This is a genomic window from Anaerotignum lactatifermentans DSM 14214 (assembly GCF_900142265.1).
GTDB classification, from domain to species: Bacteria; Bacillota; Clostridia; order Lachnospirales; family Anaerotignaceae; genus Anaerotignum; species Anaerotignum lactatifermentans.
This window is the reverse complement of sequence record NZ_FRAH01000005.1, coordinates 69,117-89,367: the sequence shown is the minus strand read 5'-3', so window position 1 is coordinate 89,367 and position 20,251 is coordinate 69,117. Positions and strand designations below refer to the sequence as shown.

General features: G+C 45.6%; 25 protein-coding genes and 1 other annotated feature (1 of these 26 running past the window's edge). Of the genes, 23 read left to right on the top strand and 2 right to left on the bottom strand.

The features are described 5' to 3' along the window. Window positions 1-124: a binding site (T-box leader), on the top strand; it begins 117 nt to the left of the window's first position. A gap of 139 nt (window positions 125-263) precedes the next feature. The 3 genes from BUB35_RS02360 to BUB35_RS02350 are packed head-to-tail and all read left to right on the top strand — an operon-like array spanning window position 264 to window position 2,938. Continuing rightward, window positions 264-1,250 (top strand): ABC transporter substrate-binding protein, encoded by a 987-nt coding sequence (locus BUB35_RS02360; RefSeq protein ID WP_072848705.1) that lies wholly within the window; start codon window positions 264-266, stop codon window positions 1,248-1,250. 40 nt (window positions 1,251-1,290) lie between these two features. Next, window positions 1,291-2,172: an ABC transporter permease gene (locus BUB35_RS02355; protein WP_072848772.1), complete on the top strand. Its 882-nt coding sequence runs from the start codon at window positions 1,291-1,293 to the stop codon at window positions 2,170-2,172. After that, window positions 2,165-2,938, top strand: coding sequence for an ABC transporter ATP-binding protein (locus BUB35_RS02350; protein ID WP_072848703.1), 774 nt, complete (start codon window positions 2,165-2,167; stop codon window positions 2,936-2,938). Before BUB35_RS02355 ends, BUB35_RS02350 begins: the two co-directional genes overlap by 8 nt. 48 nt (window positions 2,939-2,986) lie before the next feature. Here the strand turns inward: BUB35_RS02350 and BUB35_RS02345 are convergent, their stop codons facing one another. Together BUB35_RS02345 and BUB35_RS02340 are read right to left on the bottom strand one after the other, a co-directional pair. Further along, window positions 2,987-3,634 (bottom strand): SGNH/GDSL hydrolase family protein, encoded by a 648-nt coding sequence (locus BUB35_RS02345; RefSeq protein ID WP_072848701.1) that lies wholly within the window; start codon window positions 3,632-3,634, stop codon window positions 2,987-2,989. A gap of 56 nt (window positions 3,635-3,690) precedes the next feature. Continuing rightward, a complete protein-coding gene (locus BUB35_RS02340; RefSeq protein WP_072848700.1) occupies window positions 3,691-4,428 on the bottom strand; it encodes a LytR/AlgR family response regulator transcription factor in 738 nt (245 codons plus the stop codon). A gap of 120 nt (window positions 4,429-4,548) precedes the next feature. On the opposite strand from BUB35_RS02340, the gene spoIIIAA reads away from it, so the two are divergent. The 20 genes from spoIIIAA to BUB35_RS02235 all read left to right on the top strand — a co-directional run bounded on the left by spoIIIAA (window position 4,549) and on the right by BUB35_RS02235 (window position 20,234). After that, entirely contained in the window at window positions 4,549-5,511 is a 963-nt protein-coding gene (spoIIIAA, locus tag BUB35_RS02335) for a stage III sporulation protein AA (RefSeq protein WP_072848698.1), read from the top strand. After that, window positions 5,484-6,002 carry a stage III sporulation protein AB gene (locus BUB35_RS02330; protein ID WP_072848697.1) on the top strand — a complete coding sequence of 173 codons (519 nt, stop codon included), beginning with the start codon at window positions 5,484-5,486 and terminating at the stop codon, window positions 6,000-6,002. Before spoIIIAA ends, BUB35_RS02330 begins: the two co-directional genes overlap by 28 nt. Before the next feature lie 18 nt (window positions 6,003-6,020). Then, window positions 6,021-6,215, top strand: a complete 195-nt coding sequence (gene spoIIIAC / locus BUB35_RS02325; RefSeq protein ID WP_022253991.1) for a stage III sporulation protein AC — start codon at window positions 6,021-6,023, stop codon at window positions 6,213-6,215. 18 nt (window positions 6,216-6,233) lie between these two features. Continuing rightward, entirely contained in the window at window positions 6,234-6,611 is a 378-nt protein-coding gene (gene spoIIIAD / locus BUB35_RS02320; protein WP_242949179.1) for a stage III sporulation protein AD, read from the top strand. A gap of 14 nt (window positions 6,612-6,625) precedes the next feature. After that, a complete protein-coding gene (locus BUB35_RS02315) occupies window positions 6,626-7,741 on the top strand; it encodes a stage III sporulation protein AE (protein WP_072848693.1) in 1,116 nt (371 codons plus the stop codon). Window positions 7,742-7,757: 16 nt separating this feature from the next. Continuing rightward, entirely contained in the window at window positions 7,758-8,210 is a 453-nt protein-coding gene (locus tag BUB35_RS02310) for a stage III sporulation protein AF (protein WP_072848691.1), read from the top strand. A gap of 21 nt (window positions 8,211-8,231) precedes the next feature. Next, window positions 8,232-8,771 (top strand): hypothetical protein, encoded by a 540-nt coding sequence (locus BUB35_RS02305; RefSeq protein ID WP_072848689.1) that lies wholly within the window; start codon window positions 8,232-8,234, stop codon window positions 8,769-8,771. Between the two features lie 12 nt (window positions 8,772-8,783). Next, a complete protein-coding gene (locus BUB35_RS02300) occupies window positions 8,784-9,428 on the top strand; it encodes a SpoIIIAH-like family protein (protein ID WP_072848687.1) in 645 nt (214 codons plus the stop codon). A 439-nt stretch (window positions 9,429-9,867) separates the two neighbouring features. After that, entirely contained in the window at window positions 9,868-10,884 is a 1,017-nt protein-coding gene (locus tag BUB35_RS02290) for a glycosyltransferase family 2 protein (RefSeq protein ID WP_072848683.1), read from the top strand. Between the two features lie 17 nt (window positions 10,885-10,901). Next, window positions 10,902-11,468 carry a hypothetical protein gene (locus tag BUB35_RS02285; protein ID WP_072848681.1) on the top strand — a complete coding sequence of 189 codons (567 nt, stop codon included), beginning with the start codon at window positions 10,902-10,904 and terminating at the stop codon, window positions 11,466-11,468. After that, window positions 11,458-12,471 carry a lysylphosphatidylglycerol synthase transmembrane domain-containing protein gene (locus BUB35_RS02280; protein WP_072848679.1) on the top strand — a complete coding sequence of 338 codons (1,014 nt, stop codon included), beginning with the start codon at window positions 11,458-11,460 and terminating at the stop codon, window positions 12,469-12,471. Before BUB35_RS02285 ends, BUB35_RS02280 begins: the two co-directional genes overlap by 11 nt. 42 nt (window positions 12,472-12,513) lie before the next feature. Further along, window positions 12,514-13,713 carry a UDP-galactopyranose mutase gene (glf, locus tag BUB35_RS02275; RefSeq protein ID WP_143158924.1) on the top strand — a complete coding sequence of 400 codons (1,200 nt, stop codon included), beginning with the start codon at window positions 12,514-12,516 and terminating at the stop codon, window positions 13,711-13,713. Window positions 13,714-13,868: 155 nt separating this feature from the next. Then, window positions 13,869-14,240 carry an Asp23/Gls24 family envelope stress response protein gene (locus BUB35_RS02270; protein WP_072848677.1) on the top strand — a complete coding sequence of 124 codons (372 nt, stop codon included), beginning with the start codon at window positions 13,869-13,871 and terminating at the stop codon, window positions 14,238-14,240. A 75-nt stretch (window positions 14,241-14,315) separates the two neighbouring features. Further along, window positions 14,316-14,720: a transcription antitermination factor NusB gene (gene nusB / locus BUB35_RS02265; RefSeq protein WP_022365228.1), complete on the top strand. Its 405-nt coding sequence runs from the start codon at window positions 14,316-14,318 to the stop codon at window positions 14,718-14,720. Between the two features lie 16 nt (window positions 14,721-14,736). After that, on the top strand, window positions 14,737-15,972 hold the full coding sequence (gene xseA, locus BUB35_RS02260) for an exodeoxyribonuclease VII large subunit (RefSeq protein ID WP_072848676.1): 1,236 nt from the start codon (window positions 14,737-14,739) through the stop codon (window positions 15,970-15,972). Beyond that, a complete protein-coding gene (gene xseB / locus BUB35_RS02255; RefSeq protein WP_072848674.1) occupies window positions 15,947-16,198 on the top strand; it encodes an exodeoxyribonuclease VII small subunit in 252 nt (83 codons plus the stop codon). Before xseA ends, xseB begins: the two co-directional genes overlap by 26 nt. After that, a complete protein-coding gene (locus BUB35_RS02250) occupies window positions 16,182-17,066 on the top strand; it encodes a polyprenyl synthetase family protein (protein ID WP_072848673.1) in 885 nt (294 codons plus the stop codon). Before xseB ends, BUB35_RS02250 begins: the two co-directional genes overlap by 17 nt. Window positions 17,067-17,088: 22 nt before the next feature. Continuing rightward, complete coding sequence (locus BUB35_RS02245; protein WP_072848671.1) at window positions 17,089-17,517, top strand: divergent PAP2 family protein; 429 nt, start codon at window positions 17,089-17,091, stop codon at window positions 17,515-17,517. Window positions 17,518-17,549: 32 nt separating this feature from the next. Then, window positions 17,550-19,412: a 1-deoxy-D-xylulose-5-phosphate synthase gene (dxs, locus tag BUB35_RS02240; protein ID WP_072848767.1), complete on the top strand. Its 1,863-nt coding sequence runs from the start codon at window positions 17,550-17,552 to the stop codon at window positions 19,410-19,412. A gap of 15 nt (window positions 19,413-19,427) precedes the next feature. Then, window positions 19,428-20,234: a TlyA family RNA methyltransferase gene (locus BUB35_RS02235; protein WP_072848765.1), complete on the top strand. Its 807-nt coding sequence runs from the start codon at window positions 19,428-19,430 to the stop codon at window positions 20,232-20,234. The last annotated feature ends 17 nt before the right edge of the window (window positions 20,235-20,251 follow it).

Below are 20,251 nucleotides of genomic sequence, written 5' to 3'. Positions count from 1 at the left end.
AAGCGAGTAGTAACCGACGGGAACCGCGCCCGTTACCCTGGCGGACTGCATGAATGTGCAGGCAAAGTGGATGGAATCTCATCAATTTGGGTGGTACCGCAGGATAACCAGTCTTGTCCCATAGAAATATGGCGACAGGACTTTTTTTATTGCCGGGAGGGATTGATATGAATCAGACAGGAAGACGATGGCGCAGCCATTGACAAGGTACAAAGATAAAAAGATAACCCAATATTTTGATTTGATTAAAGGAGAGATTACTTATGAAAAAAATGATGGCTTTGGCAATGGCAGCAGTAATGACAATGGCAGCGCTCACAGGCTGCGGCGGCAGTGGCAGCGGTGACAGCGCAAACGGCGATGTACCTGTAATCGGTATTTCTCAGTATGGGCAGCATGCTTCTTTGGATAACTGCCGTGAAGGCTTCCTGCTTGGTCTGGAAGAAAGCGGTTTGGTAGAAGGTGTAGACTATGTGATTGATTATCAGAACGCAGGTTTCGATGATACCATCGCACAGCAGATCGCTCAGAACTTCTCTGCAAACAACGTAGCGCTGATGTGCGGTATCGCAACAAACTCCGCAACAGCTTGCTATGCAGCGGCAGAAGATAAAAACATTCCCGTTATTTTCACAGCAATTACAGACCCTGTGAAAGCAAAACTGGACAGCGGCAATATCACAGGCACCAGCGATAAACTTCCCATCGAAGAACAGCTGAAACTGATCCGTGCCCTGCAGCCCGATGCAAAAACAATCGGTATTCTTTACACCACAAGCGAACCCAACTCTGTTTCCGCAGTGGAAGAATATCAGGCAAAAGCTCCTGAATATGGTTTTACCATCGAAGCCATTGGCGTTATGCAGCAGTCCGAAGTTCTGCAGGCAGCAGATACTATGATTTCTAAAGGCGTTGACTGCATGACAAACCTGACAGATAACAACGTGGTAGGCGTTCTGCCCTCCATTCTGGAAAAAACAAATGATGCAGGCATCCCTGTATATGGCAGTGAAATCGAACAGGTAAAAATTGGCTGTATCGCATCCGCAGGTATTGAATATGTAGCGCTGGGCAAGAGAACAGGCGAAATGGCAGCGAAAATTCTGAAAGGCGAAGCAACAGCAGAAGAAATGCCTTACGAAACCATTACTGATTCTGAAATCTACTACAATCCTGATGTACTGACAGCTATGGGTCTGACATTACCCGAAGATATCGCAGCGGAAGCTATTGACGTAACCGCTGAATAAGAAATAGCAAGAGAGAGGGTTTTCTGTTATGAATGCAATGATGGAATTATGTATCAGCACGTTGACACAGGGCTTTATCTATGCCCTGTTGTCCTACGGCGTATATATCACCTATAAAATTTTGGATTTTCCCGACCTGACTGTAGACGGCAGCTTTCCTCTGGGGGCAGCGGTAACAGCCATTATGCTGGTCAAAGGTGTGAATCCTTTTGTAACACTGCTGGCAGCTCTTTTCATTGGTGCTGTGGCAGGGTTTGTGACAGGCTTTATCCATGTAAAACTGGGCGTAAGAGATCTGCTGGCAGGTATCATCACCATGACAGCATTGTTCTCCATCAACCTTCAGATTGCAGGTTCTAACCTGGCAATTGAACGGAGTATTGATACTATTTTCACTTCCGGTCCCATTATGGCAATCATGGGCAATAGCTCCCTGATTTATCGGAAATTTGTGGTGGCTCTGGTTCTGGCAGTGGTAGTGAAACTGATTCTGGATTGGTATTTGAAAACAAAAAGTGGTCTTTTGCTTCGTGCCGTTGGGGATAACGCAACACTGGTTACAACATTGGCAAAAGATAAAGGCAATGTAAAACTCCTTGGTCTGGTCATTGCCAACGCATTGGTTGCCCTTTCCGGTGCAGTTGTTTGTCAGGAACAGCGTGCATTCTCCAGCACCATGGGTACTGGTCAGGTGGTATTCGGTCTGGCAGCAGTTATCATCGGTACAACACTGTTCCGCAAACTCAGCTTCTTTAAGGCAACAACAGCAGTGCTCATCGGCAGTGTGTTCTATAAGGCTTGTATTCAGGTTGCCATCAGTTTGGGGCTGCCCGCAAACCTGCTGAAACTGGCAACAGCAGTATTGTTCCTGGTAGTTCTGGTGCTGGGCAACAAACAGAAAGGCGGCGAAGATCGTGCTTGAACTGAAACATATCAAAAAAGTATATAATCCGGGCACAGTTACAGAAATGTGCCTGTTTGACGATTTTAATCTGACTGTAAAAGACGGGGAATTTGTTTCTATCGTTGGCAGTAACGGTAGCGGCAAAACTTCTATGCTGAACATTATCTGCGGCACCATCCCCATCGAAGGGGGACAGGTTCTCATTGGCGGCAAGGATATTTCCAAAATGAAGGACTTCCAGAGATATCGTACCATCGGTCGTGTGTATCAGAATCCTTCCATGGGTACATGCCCTAATCTGACTATGCTGGAAAATATGTCTTTGGCAGATCATAAAGGCAAACATTTTGGTCTGGGCTTTGGCATCAATAAAGCAAGGGAAAATTATTACAGAGAACAGCTTTCCATTCTGGGACTGGGTCTGGAAGATAAAATGCATGTAAAACTTGGTGCATTGTCCGGTGGTCAGCGTCAGGCAGCATCCCTGATTATGTCCACATTGACACCCATTGAATTTCTGATTCTGGATGAACATACAGCAGCGCTGGACCCGAAAACAGCGGAAATCATTATGGAATTGACCCATAAGGTTGTGGAAGAAAAGAAACTGACAGCCATGATGGTTACCCATAACCTGCGCTATGCGGTAGAATATGGCAGCCGTCTGATTATGATGGACAAAGGCGGCATTGTTATGGACAAAGCCGATGAAGAAAAGAAAAATACAAATATCGACGATATTCTGGATGTATTTACTTCCATCAGTATTGAATGCGGCAACTAAACAGAAAATAAAGAACGCTGGAATTTTGATTCCAGCGTTCTTATTTTTTTATGCGTATTTTTCCATGATTTCATGGATGGTTTTCATCAATTCATCATATAAAACTTCATATCCACGGTTGCTCAGATGTTCACCGTCATATTGGAAGCAGGCTTCATAGTCTGCTTTATTTTTTATGCTTTGATAGACGGAAAAGAGATCCATCACAGGCAAATTGTATTCCGCAGCCAGTTTTTTCACCATTTCACCGTAATATTCCAAACGGTCGTTGGTGGTGAAGGGGTAAAAATCTGTATCCACCATGGAAGGCGGTGTCATCAGGACGATGAGTGGAACGCCGTTATGGAATTCGCTTCCGGTAGATAAAGATAAAATCTGCGTGATAATCTGCCGCAGGTTATTTTCGAATTCATAAGGTGTTCGATATTGTCCTTCGTTGAGTGCGCTGTCATTGGAGCCAAACCAGATAAAGACAATTTGTGGTTTATGCTGCAAAACACTGCCTTTGAGCCGTGCCAGAGCTTCACGGGTGGTATGCCCATTGATGCCGCTGTTGCGTATTTCCCAAGTATATTGGGGATATGCTTTTGGCAGTTCTTTGGAAAGGTAATAAGGATAAGCAATGTGTTCCAATACGCCATAACCATAGGTCAGACTGTCACCAAAGCAGACGATTTTCATTTCTGTATTTGCCATGTTTTCACTCCCGTCCAATCTTTTTGCCTTGATTGTAAAGGTTTGGGCAGTGTTTGTCAATCGTTGGAAAAAAGACTGGAAATAGCAGAAAGGAACTGTTTTTTGTATCCGCGGCTCACGTAGGCATGCTGATCACTGTTGAAAAAAGAGAGTTCCCATGGATTTTTTGTCTTATCTAAATAAGAAATATTACTCAGATTGACGATAAAGGAACGGTGTGTCTGCACCATATAGGAAGACTGCATGGTTTCCCGAATTTTGTAAAGGGGCATGGTGAATACCACTTCCTTCGTGCGCAGATGAAAAATGGCTTTTTTCATGACGATTTCAATAAACAGAATATCCTCGTAAGGGAAGCTGTAGATTCCTTTTGCTGTGGAAATCTGGCATAACCGCGACGTGAAATCCTTTGTCTGCTGGAAAAGGGTGTGATAAAAATTCACCAGATGTGCCAATTCCTGTTCCTTTTCTTTGGAAAGAGGAAGCATAAAAATTTCAATAAAATTCCACTGGGGAATCACCTGCAAAATATGGGCAATTTGGGATGAAAGCAGGATGACCGGCGTATGTATGCTGGTTGGGAATTTTCGAAGGAACGTCATAAAACGTTTTGCGTATATAAAATCCGGATCAGGCATAAGCAATACACAATGGATTTTGATTTGTTTGCAAAAAGAAACCGCTTTTTCAAGGGAATTGCTTTCATACAGCACAAAATCCGCGCTCTGGCTGCAAATGTTCTGCACCTTTTCGGAGGTAACTTTGCTAAAGTTGACCAATAATAGGTGAAACATACTCATTCCTCCCATAATTTTTCTGAAGTCAAATTTATCTTATCACACAATGTGAAAAAATGAAAGGCGTATCATAATTTTAATTCTGGAGAATATATTGGAAAAAGGAGGTGGACATGTATGGCAGATTTGGAAAGCCTGTGGAAATCGTTGCCGCCGGCATTGGGGAAAATCATACAGGAGAGTTGTTGTTCTTTGGAACGTCTGGAAGAAATTCGCCTGCGCTTGGGACAGCCTATACTGCTGAAAGAAAAAGGCGGATGGATTCCTTGTATGGCAAAAAACGACAAGAAAAGACATGTTTTTTCAAATTGTGACATGAAGGCTTGTGTTTCTTTATTAAGTGCCTATTCTTTATATGCTTTTGCAGAAGAAATCCGGCAGGGGTTTCTGACCATAGAAGGGGGGCACCGCATTGGATTTTGTGGAAAAGCGGTTATGGAAGATGGCAAAATCAAAACATTGCATCCCATCAGTTCTTTGAATATCCGTATCGCACGGGAGGTAAAAGGGTGTGCGGATCATATCTTTCCTTATCTCTTTGACAACGGGCGCTTCTGTCATACTTTGATTCTATCTCCGCCAGGATGCGGCAAAACCACATTGCTGCGGGAATTGATCCGAAATCTGAGCAGAGCAGAAGGGGGATATGCCGTCGGTGTGGTGGATGAAAGAGGAGAGATTGCCGGCATGTGCGGCGGCATTGCCCAAATGGATTTGGGGGAATGCACGGATGTGATCAGCGGCTGCCCGAAGGCGGAAGGTATGCTGCTTTTGCTGCGTAGCATGTCCCCCCAGATCATCGCTGTGGACGAGCTGGGACGGGAAAGCGATTTTCTGGCAGCTTCCGATCTGATTCACGCTGGTGTGAAACTTCTTTGCACTGTTCATGGCAGCTCTTTGGAAGAACTGGAAAAACGAGCTTTTCTGGGGAGATTGTTGGCTCATCAGGTGGTGGAACGATTTGTGATCTTATCGGCATCCCAAGGTGTCGGTACTGTGGAAGCAATTTTGGATAGCACAGGACGGGCAATTTATAAAAAAGGAGGGGCATCATGGTACAAAGCATCGGGATTTGCATGATTCTGGCAGTGACTACACTGACAGGGGCTTATTTTTGTCTGCGGGAAAAGTACCGTTTGCAGGATTTGCGGGAACTGGAAAGAGCCATGGTCATGATGGAAAGTCAGATTCGTTTTTTGTCTGTGCCCCTGTCGGAAGTGTTGGAAAATATCAGTTACCAGACCAAAGGACAAGTAGGGATGTTAATGCAGGAAACGGCAAAAGCTATGGCGGAAAGAACAGGAGAAACGGCGGAACAGATTTGGGAAACGGTCTGGATGCGGCATATATCCCATACTTATTTGTCTGTGGATGATTATCAGAGTATCCTGCGTTTTGGTAAAACGCTGGGATATCTGGATCAGGAACAGCAGAAAAACAGCACAGAATTATTTTTGACGGAATTGCGGCAGAAATGCAGACAGATTGAGCGCAGGCTGGAGAAAAACGGACGGCTTTACTATAGTATGGGATTTTTAGGTGGTTTGATGCTGGTTATTGTGCTGCTGTAAAGAATGGAGGGGAAGAAAATGGATATCAGTATTGTGTTTCGCATTGCCGCAGTGGGGGTGCTGGTGGCAGTGCTCAATCAGGTTTTGCTGCGGGCAGGACGGGAAGAACAGGCTATGCTCACAACGCTGGCAGGATTGGTGGTAGTGTTATTTTGGGTGATACAGTATGTCAGTACATTGTTTGAAACCATGGAAACCATGTTTCGTTTTTAGGAGGGGATAAAGGTGGAAATGGCAGGATTGGCAGCTTTTGGATTGACAGGAACTTTTTTGGCGTTGGTACTGAAAAAAGAAAATCCTCAGTTTGCCCTTTTGACAGCTCTGGCAACAGGAGTCCTACTTTTTTTGCAGATTTGCAGTCCCTTAGGAGAACTGCTGGATTTGCTGCAGGACATGGCAGAGCAGGCAGGTGTCGCAGAAGGATATTTCGGCATTGTGCTGAAAGTCATTGGCATTGCTTATCTTTCTCAGTTTGCATCCCAGCTTTGTGCGGATGCAGGAGAAGGGGCTGTGGCTGCGAAAATAGAATTGGCTGGGAAAGTGCTGATTATGGCGGTTTCCATTCCTGTGTTGACGGAAGTCCTCCATGTGGTTTTGACGCTGGTGTGAAAAGGGGGAGATTCATGAAAAAAATCGGAATGATGGTGTTATTTAGTCTTTTCCTCCTTGCTATGCCAGTGCCTGCATGGGGGGCTTCCACGGAACTGGCACCCTATCTGGAAGATTTGGACATGGAACAGATTGACGCAGCAGCGGAAAATGCTGTGGAGGATGTGACATTTTCTGAACTGGTGGAAGATGTGCTGACAGGTGATTTCTCTTTTTCCATGGAAGATCTTTGGGAAAAGTTGGGAGAGGTTGCTTTTGGAGAATTACGGACACAGACAGGATTGATTATGCAGCTTATTGCCGTATCCATACTGGCTGCGGTACTGCGGCAGGTGAGTGGTTCTTTTTGCGGCAGAGAAGTGGGAGAAATGGGGTTTTACGTCTGCTATATGGTGCTGATTGTGGTCATCATCACCACCTTTTACGATATCACAGCTATGGTGGTGGAGCGAGTGGAACAGACAGCAGATATTTTTGGAGCAATGCTGCCTGTTTTTCTGGCATTGGCGGCATCTTCGGGGAACTTAACTCAAACGGCACTGATGGGACCTACCATGATGGGAGGGTGCACCCTCATTGTATTGATATTAAAAAGTGTTGTTGTTCCTGTGTTGTTGGCGGCGGTGGCTCTGGAATTGGTAGACCGCCTTTCGGAACAACCCCTCACGGCTAGATTTGCGGCATTGCTGCGGCAGGGCGTATCTTGGGGGCTAAAAGGACTGGCAGGGGGATTTATGCTGCTTTTGTCTTTACAGAAGATTGGCGGTGGAGCAGTAAACGGACTGGCAGTGCGGACAGCGAAGATTGCTGTTAATGCGGTGCCTGTGGTGGGGGATGTCATGGGCGGCGCTGTGGATACGGCGGCAGCAGTGGCAGGTACCATCCGCAGTGGCACATTGGCGGCGGCAGTGATTTTTTTGCTGCTGCTTTGTATTCCTCTGGTGATAAAGCTGGTGGCAATGACATTGATTTTCAAACTGACAGCGGCAGCGGTGGAATCTGTCTGTGAAGCCCGTCTGGTGGAGTGTATTGGTATTGCAGGGGATTATACAGCTCTTTTGCTGGGCGTTGTTTTTCTGGTGGAAGTGATGTTCCTGTTTTCTTCTGTGCTGCTGCTGGGCGTGTTGTAGAAAGGAAGTGAGAGGCATGATGGAGGCTTTTACCGCATATATAAAAACTATAAGCGCCTTGACCGTTTTTTCGGTGGCAGTAGGACTGTTGATGCCAAAAGGGAACTTTCGGCAGTATACCAGATGGATATTGGGACTGTTGGTACTTTTGGCGGTGCTGAAGCCTATGCTGGGGCTGTTTCATTTGGAAGAAATGGATTTTTCCCAATTTTTCGCATTGCCGGAACAAGAGGTATCTTATGACGCGGAACTGGGAGAAAACTGGACACGAAAGACAATGGAAAATCAGGTTTTGTCAGAACTGCAAAGGCAGGAACCAAATGTGGATGACGTACATATTGCATGGAATGAAGAAAGCGGACTGCCAGAGGAAATGGAAATCAGCGGGAGAAACTTGCCGGAATCCCTGAAAGAAGATGCGGCAAAAGAATATGGCATGGAAACAGAAGCCATTACGCTGGTTCCATAACATACAAAAGGGGGAAAGAGGATGAAAAACGATTTTTTGCGCCGTTTGTTCTGCCCGGAAAATCGGCAGGTGCGGATGAAAATGGCAGCAGGGCTTCTCATTGGCATTGCGCTGCTGTTGTGCAGCCGTTTTGTGGAAGGTGAACCAAAGGAACAAGTGGCTGTGGAAAATGTGCAGCAAACTACGGGAGAGAGAGCAGAACGGCAGCTGGAAGCAGAATTGGAGCGGGTACTCAGTCAGGTGGCAGGGGCAGGGCAGGTGCAGGTGCTTTTGACCTATGCCACCACAGCGGAAAGCACACCTGCCAGAGAGGAGAAAATTGAGGAAAGCAATGGAAACAGTGAGAATACCGTGAGCCGAGAAAGCACGGTGGTGCTCATGGAGGACGGCAGCGGCGGACAGTCACCGCTGATTCTGACAGAAACAGCGCCGCAGGTGGAAGGTGTGCTCATTGTGGCACAGGGTGCCGGTGATCCGGTGGTATGTGATGAGTTAAGTCGTGCGGCACAGGCATTGCTGCAAGTGCCTGCACATAAAATAGCCATACTCAAAATGAAATAAGGGGGAAAAAGTATGTTTACAGTAAAACGGAATCAAGTAGTAGTGACAGCATTGGCAGTGATGATTGCGGCGGCAGGGTACCTGAATTTTCAGGAAACCAGATCCGCAGAAGGCACCAAAACAGCCATGGAACTGACGGAAGAAGGGGATATGGCGGCGCTGATGGAGGATGATTATGCGGCTCTGCCGGATGATATGCCCACAGAAGAAGGGGCTTTAGACCCTCTGACTGCGGAAGCATCCACAACCACAGGGGATGGAGCGGCAGTATTTGCCAGCGCTGATACCAGTGACGATGCTTCCCGTTACTTTGCAGAAGCAAAATTGGACAGAGAACAGTCTCGGGCAAAACAGAAGGAAATCCTGACAGAAATGTTGAACAACAGCAATGTCAGTGAAAGCCAGAAGAATGTTTGCAGTGACAGTATGCTGGAATTGCAGGAACGTATCGAAAAGGAAACAGCGGCAGAAGCTATGATTGAGGCAAAAGGATTCTCTCAGGCTTATGTCCGTATGGATGACGATACGGTGGATGTGGTCGTGGATAAAGATACCCTGACAGACGCGGAAGTGGCACAGATTCAGGATATCGTCAAACGCAAAACAGGATACACCGCAGAACAGATTCGGATTTCCACATGGAAACAGAGCAAATAAAAAAACGTACATCATTAGGGATATCTTCATAAGAAAACAAAGCAAGCTGAAATCTTTATGATAAAGAGGATTTCAGCTTGCTTATTTTTATAAGATTTTATTTGTTATGTTTTCTTAATGAGAATTACTTTTTTATGACAGTTTCTCAAAGAGGGACTATCATTTTTTATGGTCATAACATGGCTTTTTAATAGGAATTTGCATAAAATCATATGCCTTTCGCATGTTTGAGAACAATATTTTTTCATGGAAATCTGTTTGTATCACAATGAAATTGATCATGGGATAGCGGAAAAACTGGTAAATACTGGGAAATTTAATCTTTTTTCGCAAAAAATTAAGAAAGTTTTCGAATTTTCTTAGCACAGTTTTCAAATTGTTTTGGTATATTCTTGTATAAATATTTAGATGGAACGAAAAAAAGAAAGGAAGTTGCCTCATGAAACTGATTACATTTGCCGTGCCATGTTACAACTCTCAGGACTATATGCGGCGTTGTATTGATACACTGCTGACAGGAGGAGAAAAGGTGGAAATCATCATTGTCAATGATGGTTCCAAAGATCGCACAGGAGAAATTGCCGATGAATATGCGGCAAAATATCCGACCATTGTCAAAGCGGTTCATCAGGAAAATCAAGGGCATGGACAGGGCGTAAACGTAGGTCTTGCTCATGCAACCGGAGAATTTTACAAAGTGGTGGATTCTGATGACTGGTTGGATACGGAAGCTTTAAAGGAAGTACTGGATCGCATGGAAAAATGGCGGATCAACCAGACACCCGTGGATATGCTTGTCTGCAATTACATATACGACCACTTGTACGAAGGCAGACAGCAGCAGATTCATTACCGCAATGTGTTTGAATCCGGAACTCTGTGCAACTGGCATGAGATTGGTCGTTTTCTGCCGACACAGTATTTGATTATGCATGCATTGATCTTCAAAACAGAAGTGCTGCGCAAAAGCGGTGTAGAACTGCCGAAGCATACATTCTATGTGGATAATATTTTTGCTTATCAGCCACTGCCTTTTGTAGAAAATATTTTTTATTTGGATGTGGATTTGTATCACTACTTTATCGGACGGGAAGACCAGTCTGTCAATGAAAAAATGCTTATGAAGCGCATTGACCAGCAGATTCTGGTGACAAAACTGGTTTCCGCTTGTACAGATCTCCATCAGGTACGAGAGAAAAAACTGGCAACATATATGACCAGAAATATTTCTGTCATGATGGCGATTTCTTCCATTCATCTGCTGCTCATTGGTGATGCAGATGCTATGGAAAAACGAAGAGAATTATGGGAGTACATGCGTCAGATGGATAAAGGGCTGTATAAGACCCTGCGCTATAAACGCCTCAGTGGGCTGACATATCTTCCGGGCAAACTGGGGGATTTTGCGACACTGACAGGATACCGACTGGCGCGGAAACTGGTGAAATTTCAGTAAAAAAGAAGGCGGAACAAATGGAAAAACTTTATATTGCACTGGTAGATACACCGGGGTTTTTTGCGAATATCATACGCCATGTCATAAAAATTTCATACTGTCATGTGGCATTGTCATTTGATGCAGATTTTCAGGAAGCTTACAGCGTTGGAAGACGTGATCCAGCCATTCCTTTTTTTGCAGGTTTTATTCGGGAGAATACACCAAAAATACTGCGGGTATTTCCCGATGCGAGGTATCGTGTCTGTGAGCTTTCCTGCACAGCGGAACAGAAAGAACTGTTGCGGGAAAAAATGAATATCTGTTACAGAAATAGATTTCGGTACCATTACTGTATTATTGGACTGCCTTTTATTTGGCTGCAAAAGCCTTTTTATCAGAAGAATCATTACACCTGTTCTTCTTTTCTGGCACAGGCTATGGATGAGGTTGGGCTGTCCCTTTTTGAGAAACATTTTTCCATGGTTACGCCAAGGGATTTTTATGAATTGGAACAGTTACAGGTGCTTTACGAAGGTTATTTGTCGGATTATGTCATGAGCCGTCATTTATTTTATGGGAAAGGAGAAGTGTATGGTACGTAAATATGTGGGCAGTATTCTGTTTTTGTGCCTGCTCATTGGGATTACCATATACGTCCTTGTGGAAAACAATGATATGCGGGCTGTGGCAGGGGCAATGGCCCGAGCGGAACATATATGGATTTTGGCTGGTATTGTGACAGCGTTGTTTTTTGTGGCAGCAGAAGGCAGTATCATCTGTTATCTGCTGCGGGCAATCGGGCAGAAGATGCCATTGCTGAAATGCATCAGCTGGTCATTTATCGGATTTTTCTTTTCCGGTATCACGCCCTCTGCCACAGGCGGACAGCCTGCCCAGCTTTATTATATGAAAAAGGCAGGACTGCCATTGGCAGACAGTACACCGGTGCTGATGGTAGTGGCTGTGCTGTATAAATTTGTACTGGCGGTTTTGGGGCTGTTTATTGCAGTTTTCTGGCATAAACAGTTAGGTGCTTATTTTCAGGGATATTATTGGCTGTTCTATCTGGGAATCGTACTGAATGCCATATTGGTTGCCATACTGGTATGGGTGATGGTAACGCCTGTATGTGCGGAAAAAACGGCGTTGTTTCTGGAAGGATTGCTGGTGAAGATCAGACTGCTTCGTCCCAAAGAAGAACGGAAAGAACATCTGCGGGAAGCAGTGGCAAGATATGGTGCAGTGGTGCGTTTTTTTCAGGAAAATCCAAGAAAAATTGTCATGGCAACCATCATGACCCTTGTGCAGAGATGCAGTCTGTTTTTCCTGACATGGCTCATTTATCGTGCCATGGGACTGGAAGGCGTTGGTCTGTTTTGGATTATGGTGCTGCAGGCAACGGTATATATTGCAGTGGACATGCTGCCGTTCCCTGGGTCGGCAGGCATTTCGGAACTGGTTTATACAGCGGTATTTGCGTCTGTTTTTCCGGGGAGTGATCTGGCAGCGTCTATGTGTATTTCCAGAGGTATCAGTTTTTATATGGTGCTTCTGGTAAGTTTAGGTGTTTGGTGTGTCTGCCATTTTCGCAGTCAAAGAACATAAATCAATGAGATGAAAGGAAAAGGATAGAAAGAGGGAGCGACTATGATGAAACAATGGAAGGGGAAACCTGATGTGATCGTGGCAGGTGCAGGCTTTGCAGGCGCTGTTGCGGCAAGGGAGATGGCGGAAGCTGGAAAACAGGTGCTGGTACTGGAAAAAAGAAACCATATTGGCGGAAATATGTATGAAGAAGAAAATGAAGCGGGTATCCGTATCCATGTTTATGGTCCTCATATCTTCCATACCAATGATGAGAGAGTTTTTCGCTACATCCGGCAATTTGGAAAATGGGATACATATGAACATCGGGTAAAGGGCAAAATCAGAGAAAAAGAAGTTCCCATTCCTTTTAATTTCACTTCTTTGGAAGCCTTATTCCCCATGGAGCAGGCTAAGAAGCTGGAAACAAAACTGCACAGGACTTTTTTAGGAAAAACAAGAGTGACGGTTCTGGAACTGATGGAACATACAGATCAGGAAATCGCAGAACTGGGGCAATTTGTGTTTGACAATGTATTTAAAGGGTATACTGCAAAACAGTGGGGCATGCCGGTGCTGGAGGTAGACCGTTCTGTTATTAGCCGCGTGCCTGTGGTATTGGGTAAGGATGACCGTTATTTTGGCGACCGTTATCAACTGATGCCGGCAGAAGGATATACCAAGATATTTGAAAATTTGCTGCAACACAAGAATATTGTCTGTCAAACGGGTGTGGATGTGATGGACCTGCTGACGCTGCAGCCAGACGGCACCATGCGTTTTGACGGAGAGGTGTTTGATGGTATATTTATTTATACAGGCATGCCAGATACTTTGCTGCAAAACTGCTTCGGATTTTTACCTTATCGTTCTTTGCGTCTGGAATTTGAAACATTGCAGCAGAATGATTTTCAGTCTGCAAGTGTTGTCAATTATCCAAACAGCGAGGACTTTACCAGAATCACGGAATTTAAAAAATTGACAGGACAGCAAAAGACAGGAGTTACCACGATCCTTCGGGAGTATCCCATGGCATTTACGGCAAATGCAGGGCAGGAAGCCTATTATCCCATTGAAAACAAACAGAACAGAAGCCTTTATGAAATGTACCAGAAGGCATTACAGCAGTGGGACAACCTGTATCTGTGCGGCAGACTGGCAGAATACCGCTATTACAATATGGACGGCGCCATCCTGCGGGCGCTGGAATTGACGCAGGAGATTTTGCAGAAGGAAAAAGTATGTCTGGCGGCAAACGTATAATGTGAATTTATACATGTTTTGTTGTATATTTATTTGCATTGAGGTATATTTTCTGGTATACTGATATGAAAGACAGAGAAATAGCATTGCAGAATTTGATACCACTGCGCGCAGTGGAGATGCTGTTTTGTAAGACAAGACAGGAGGTCGGAAATATGTCTGAAGACAAAATCACAAACGGGCAGATTCAGATCGCAGATGAAGTTATTGGCGTGATTGCTGTAACAGCGGCACTGGAAGTTGACGGCGTGACAGAAGGCGCTGGAAGTGGCAAAGGGTTTGTAGAGTTTTTTGGCAAGAAAAGCCAGACAAAATGTGCCAAAGTAGACAGTGATGGCGACGAAGTGGTACTGGATATGGAAATCATCGTGAACTTTGGTACCAAAGTTCAGGTTGTTGCTGAAGAAGTGCAGAAGAGAGTCAAAAATGCCGTGGAAACCATGACAGGACTTTCTGTGCCTGTTGTCAATGTGGCAGTGGCAGGCATTGTGAAGGAAAAAACCGCAAAAGCGGACGAAGAAGAATAAAAAAACGGAATTATACCACTCCTGTATGGGAGTGGTATTTGTCCCTAATTGTAATGAGAAAAGCGGAGGAAGATTATGAGCCGAAGAAATGCGAGAAAAAATGCCTTTGTACTGTTGTTCCAGATGGAATTCAACGCAGCGGAAGAACAGGAACAGATGACAGATCTGTTTTTTGCGGAACAGGACGAAGTGGTAACAGAAGAAGATAAGGCTTACACTATGGCAGCAGTGGAAGGCACCAGAGCGAATCTGGAAGCCATTGACGCTGTCATTGATAGCTTTGCAAAAGGCTGGAATACCCAGAGAATGAACCGTGTAGATCTGGCGATTCTGCGACTGGCAGTATATGAACTGAAATACAGCAAAGACGCGCCTGTGGGCGTTGTTATCAATGAAGCGGTGGAACTGGCGAAAAAATACAGCTCTGACGAAGCGCCTGCCTTTATCAATGGCGTGCTGGGGAAAATCGCTTCTGCCTGAAGGGAAATGAACCGGTATGATTGAACCGAAAATTTTTACGGTTGGACAGATCAACCGTTATATTCGCAATTTACTGGAAAACGATTTTATATTGAGCAGCCTTTTGGTGAAAGGGGAAATCTCCAATTTCAAAGCCCATAGCTCTGGGCATTTGTATTTTACGTTGAAAGATGCATCCGGTGCCCTGTCCTGCGCCATGTTCCGGCAGGATGCGGCAGGACTGCCCTTTGAACCAGAAAATGGCATGCAAGTGGTGGTATACGGTCACGTTTCTCTTTATGAAAAAACGGGACAGTACCAGCTTTATGCGGAATTTTTGGAGCCTTTAGGCATTGGAACCTTACAGGTTGCTTTTGAGCAGTTGAAAGAAAAACTGGCGGCAGAAGGATTATTTGATGGGGATTTCAAAAGAGAAATTCCGAAAAATCCCTCCTGTATCGCAGTCATTACTTCTCCCACGGGAGCGGCGGTGCGGGATATCCTGCAAATTGTCAAGCGTCGAGACCCAAATGTGAAAGTGGCGATTTTTCCCACATTGGTACAGGGAGAACAGGCAGCGGTAGATATTGTCCATTCTCTGAAACTGGTCAATGAATGGGGAAAGGCAGATGTCATCATTTTGGGACGTGGCGGCGGTTCCATGGAGGATTTGTGGTGCTTCAATGACGAAAATGTGGCAAGAGCCGTTTTTGCGTCAGAGATTCCTGTGATTTCTGCTGTAGGTCATGAAACGGACTTTACCATCACGGATTTTGTGGCGGATATGCGGGCGCCTACACCTTCCGCGGCGGCAGAACTGGCGACAACGCCTTTGACTGAACGGCGGGAAGCCTTTCATCGTCTGGAACTGCGTCTGGAAAGAGATGTGAGTGCACTCTTGACATCCTGCCGCAGACGGCTGGATTTGCTGAAATCCCGTCCTGTCATGGAAAGACCTTTGGAGCGGATTTACCGCACTATGATGGACGTGGAAGAAACCCAGCAGCGGCTGGATAAAGAAATGACAAATCGTCTGATGCAGCGGGCAGAACGGTGGCAGTACCTGACCAATCGTCTGGAAGCTGCGTCACCGCTGGCAGTCATGTCACGGGGATATGTGATGGCTGTCGCATCATCAGGAAAATTACTGACTTCCGTCAAACAGGCGGAAGTGGGGGATAGAGTCACTCTGCATCTGCAGGATGGCAAAATAGAAACGAATATTCAGGAAAAGGAGGTGTTTACCCATGGCGAAGAAGAAAGTCACCTTTGAAGAAGCTATGACACGGTTGGAAGAGATCGTTGACCGGCTGGAAAGGGAAGAAGTTCCTTTGGAAGAAGCAGTAAAGCTTTATCAGGAAGGCTTGAGTCTTTCAGCAGTCTGCAAGGAAAAACTGGCAGCAGCAGAGGGAAGCATTGTGACGCTGCGCAAAGAAGCAGGCTTATGGGAAGAAACACCTTTTGCAGAGGAGGATATGGAAAATGGACTTCAAAAGTGATATGCAGGCACGCATTCAGGAAATCGAGGCTGCTTTGCAGACATATATACCCAAACAGGAGGCATTTCCTCCCGTGATTTTTGAAGCAATGGGCTACAGCCTTTTTGCTGGCGGCAAACGTCTGCGCCCCATGATGGTGCTGGCAGCATGTGAAGCCGTAGGCGGCAAAAAAGAAATGGCAATGCCTTTTGCCTGTGCTTTGGAAATGATTCATACATATTCTTTGATTCATGACGACCTGCCTGCCATGGATAATGACGATTATCGTCGCGGCAGACTGACCAGTCATAAAGTATATGGCGAAGATATGGCAATTCTGGCAGGGGATGGTCTGCTCCATCATGCTATGGAAACCATGGCGCAGGCTTGCTATGAAAATCCCTGCAAGGAAACCACCGGCGCCATGCTTGCCATTGCCAAAGGCGCTGGTATCCATGGGATGCTTACCGGTCAGGTGGTAGACGTTTATTTTGAAGGCAAACCCATTGATAAAGAAACACTGGATTTTATCCACATCCATAAAACAGCGGCAATGATCCGCGGCGCACTGGAAGCGGGCGCAAGAGTTGGCGGCGCTTCTGAAGAAGTGGTGGAAAAATTCGGTCTGGCAGGCGAAAAAATCGGGGTGGCGTTCCAGATTCTGGACGATATTCTGGATGTGACCAGTACCATGGAAGAACTGGGAAAACCTATCCACAGCGATGAGAAAAATGAAAAGACAACTTATGTGACTTTGTACGGCATTGAAGAATCCAGAAAAATCGCCGCAAAACTTTCCGATGAAGCAGTGGCAATCTGGAAAGAATTGGGCGAATCCTGTGATTTCTTACAGACATTGACAAACTATTTGCTGCAAAGAACATATTGAGCAAAAGAAAGAAGATGATTCTATGGGATTTGAATCGTTTTTATGGAATAAACCTTTTTGGGCGGCAATCCTTTCCTGGGCATTGGCACAGGGATTCAAGACCATCCGTCCCATTGTGACGGAACGAAGATTTGATGCCAGCAGATTGACTGGGACAGGCGGTATGCCCAGTTCCCATTCATCTCTGGTTATGGCACTGACTACTAGTGTGGGGAAGTATAACGGCTTTGATTCGGCATTGTTTGCCATTTCGCTGATTTTTTCCTTTGTAGTCATGTACGATGCGGCAGGCATCCGGCGTGCGGCCGGCAAACAGGCGGAGATCATCAACTATATGATTGAGCATCATAAACTGCCGGAACTGCAGAAAGTAAAGGAACTGCTGGGGCATACGCCATTGGAGGTATTTGTGGGAGCGATTTTGGGGATTGTTGTAGGATTGTTGTTTTAAGATAAGGAGAGCAGGTGATTTGTGTGGGCGGAATATTGGACCGTATCCAATCTCCGGAAGACTTGAAAAAGTTGAATTTACAGGAAATGGAGCAGCTTTGTAAAGAACTGCGCCGCTTCCTTCTGAGGGCAGTTTCGAAAACCGGCGGTCACCTGGCATCCAATCTGGGTGTGGTAGAGCTGACGGTGGCGCTGGAATACTGTTTCAGACTGCCTCAAGATAAAATCGTATGGGATGTAGGTCATCAGGCATATATCCATAAAATGCTGACAGGGCGTAAGGAAGGATTTTCCGCTTTGCGTCAGCTGGATGGGCTCAGCGGGTTTCCGAAACCCCATGAAAGCCCTTGTGACGCTTTTGCGGCAGGTCATAGTTCTACATCTATTTCAGCGGCTTTGGGGATTGCTAAGGCAAGAGATTTGCAGGGCAGAAAAAACCATGTGATTGCTGTCATCGGTGATGGTTCCATGACAGGCGGTTTGGCTTATGAAGCGCTGAATAATGCAGGCAGAGAAAATACGGACCTGATTGTTGTTTTGAATGATAACCAGATGTCCATCGATACCAATGTTGGTGCTATCAGCAAGCATTTGAACTCCTTGCGTACCAGCAACCGGTATCAGGCGTTTAAAGATAATTTCAAACAATTCCGTGATATGGTGCCTGTTATTGGCAAACCTGCCTATTCCGTACTGGAAAAGGTAAGAGACAGCGCAAAGTTGCTGCTCTTGGAAGGGGCTGTGTTTGAAGGCATGGGCTTTAAATACATTGGTCCTGTAGATGGGCATGATTTGCCGGAATTGATTGAACTGTTCAAAAATGTACAGCAGATGTATGGACCTATTTTGATTCATGTGAAAACAGAAAAGGGGCGGGGATATCCTTATGCGGAAGAACGTCCATGGGATTACCATGGTGTCAGCCCCTTTGATCTGCGGACAGGGGACCCCCTTTCCAAGAGCAATAAACCAAGTTGGTCTGCTGTGTTTGGTAAGAAAATTGTGGAAATTGGAAAGCATAATCCCAAAGTTGTGGGTATCACAGCTGCCATGTGCAGCGGTACAGGATTCCAGAAATTCCGCAAAGAATTTCCGAAGCGTTTCTTTGACGTTGCCATTGCGGAGCAGCATGGGACAACCTTTGCGGCAGGGCTGGCAAGTCAGGGGATGATTCCTGTTTTTGCCGTATATTCCTCTTTTCTGCAGCGTGCTTATGACCAGATCATCCATGATGTTTGCATGGAAAATCTCCATGTGGTATTTGCCATTGACCGTGCAGGGATTGTTGGTGCCGACGGGGAAACCCATCAGGGGGTATTTGACCTTTCTTTCCTGCGTCATATCCCTAATATGACAGTGCTTTCACCCAAGAATGGATGGGAACTGGAAGCAATGCTGGACTATGCGGTTAATGTCTGCAAAGGTCCTGTGGCAGTGCGTTATCCCAGAGGGACAGCATCAGAAAACTTTGAAATGCAGCGTCTGCCCATTGAATATGGCAAGGCGGAATGGATCGCAAAAGGCGAAGACATTGCCATTTTGGCAGAAGGTCATATGCTGGATGCAGCTTATGGCGCAGTGGAACGTTTGAGGGCAGAAGGAAAGAATCCTTCTCTTGTAAATATCCGTTTCATCCGTCCTCTGGATGGAGAAATTTTGCGGGCGGTGGCAGAAGATTGCAGCCATATTTTCACAGTGGAAGATAATGTCCGTGATGGTGGCTTTGGTTCCGCAGTGCTGGAATTTTACAGTGATCATGATATTGCAGCCAATGTGAAAAACTTGGCGTTCCCTGATGTATACATCGAACAGGGGACACAGGCGCAGCTGTTTGCAAAATATGGTCTGGATGCAGAAGGAATTTATCAATCCATCAAAAAAACGTTGGGAGAGTAAGTTATGGCAGAAAAAGTGGAAAAGGAACGGCTAGATGTACTGCTGGTACAGCGTGGGCTGGCACCGGGCAGAGATCAGGCGAAAGCATATATTATGGCAGGCAATGTCTATGTGGACGGCATGAAAGAAGATAAAGCCGGCACAAAGATTCCTGTAACTGCGGAAATCGAAGTGCGGGATGCAGCCATGAAATATGTCAGCCGCGGCGGCTATAAATTGGAAAAAGCCATGGAAGTTTTTCCAATTACACTGACAGATAAAATCTGTCTGGATATTGGCGCTTCCACCGGCGGTTTCACAGACTGTATGCTGCAAAACGGCGCTGCAAAGGTATATTCCATCGACGTTGGCTATGGTCAGTTTGCCTGGAAACTGCGCAATGACCCCAGAGTCGTTTGTCTGGAAAAAACCAATGTGCGCTATGTAACGCAGGAACAGGTGCCTGATGCGGCGGATTTTGCGTCCATTGACGTATCTTTTATTTCCCTGACAAAAGTTCTGCCTGCCGTATTGGGTGTTATGAAAGAGGATGGACAGTTGGTCTGCCTCATTAAACCTCAGTTTGAAGCGGGGAGAGAAAAAGTAGGGAAGAATGGTGTTGTCAAAGACATTGCTGTACATAAAGAAGTCATCCTCATGATTGCGGATTATGCTATGGCAAATGGTCTGGGTGTGATGGGACTGGATTTCTCTCCCATCAAAGGACCTAAAGGCAACATTGAATACTTGATTTACTTGGATAAAAAGCAGCCAGGTGCGACAAAAGAAGAAGTTCATACATGGGTAGAAGAAATCGCAGCAAAATCACATGAAGTTTTATGACGCTGCATGGGGGCGAA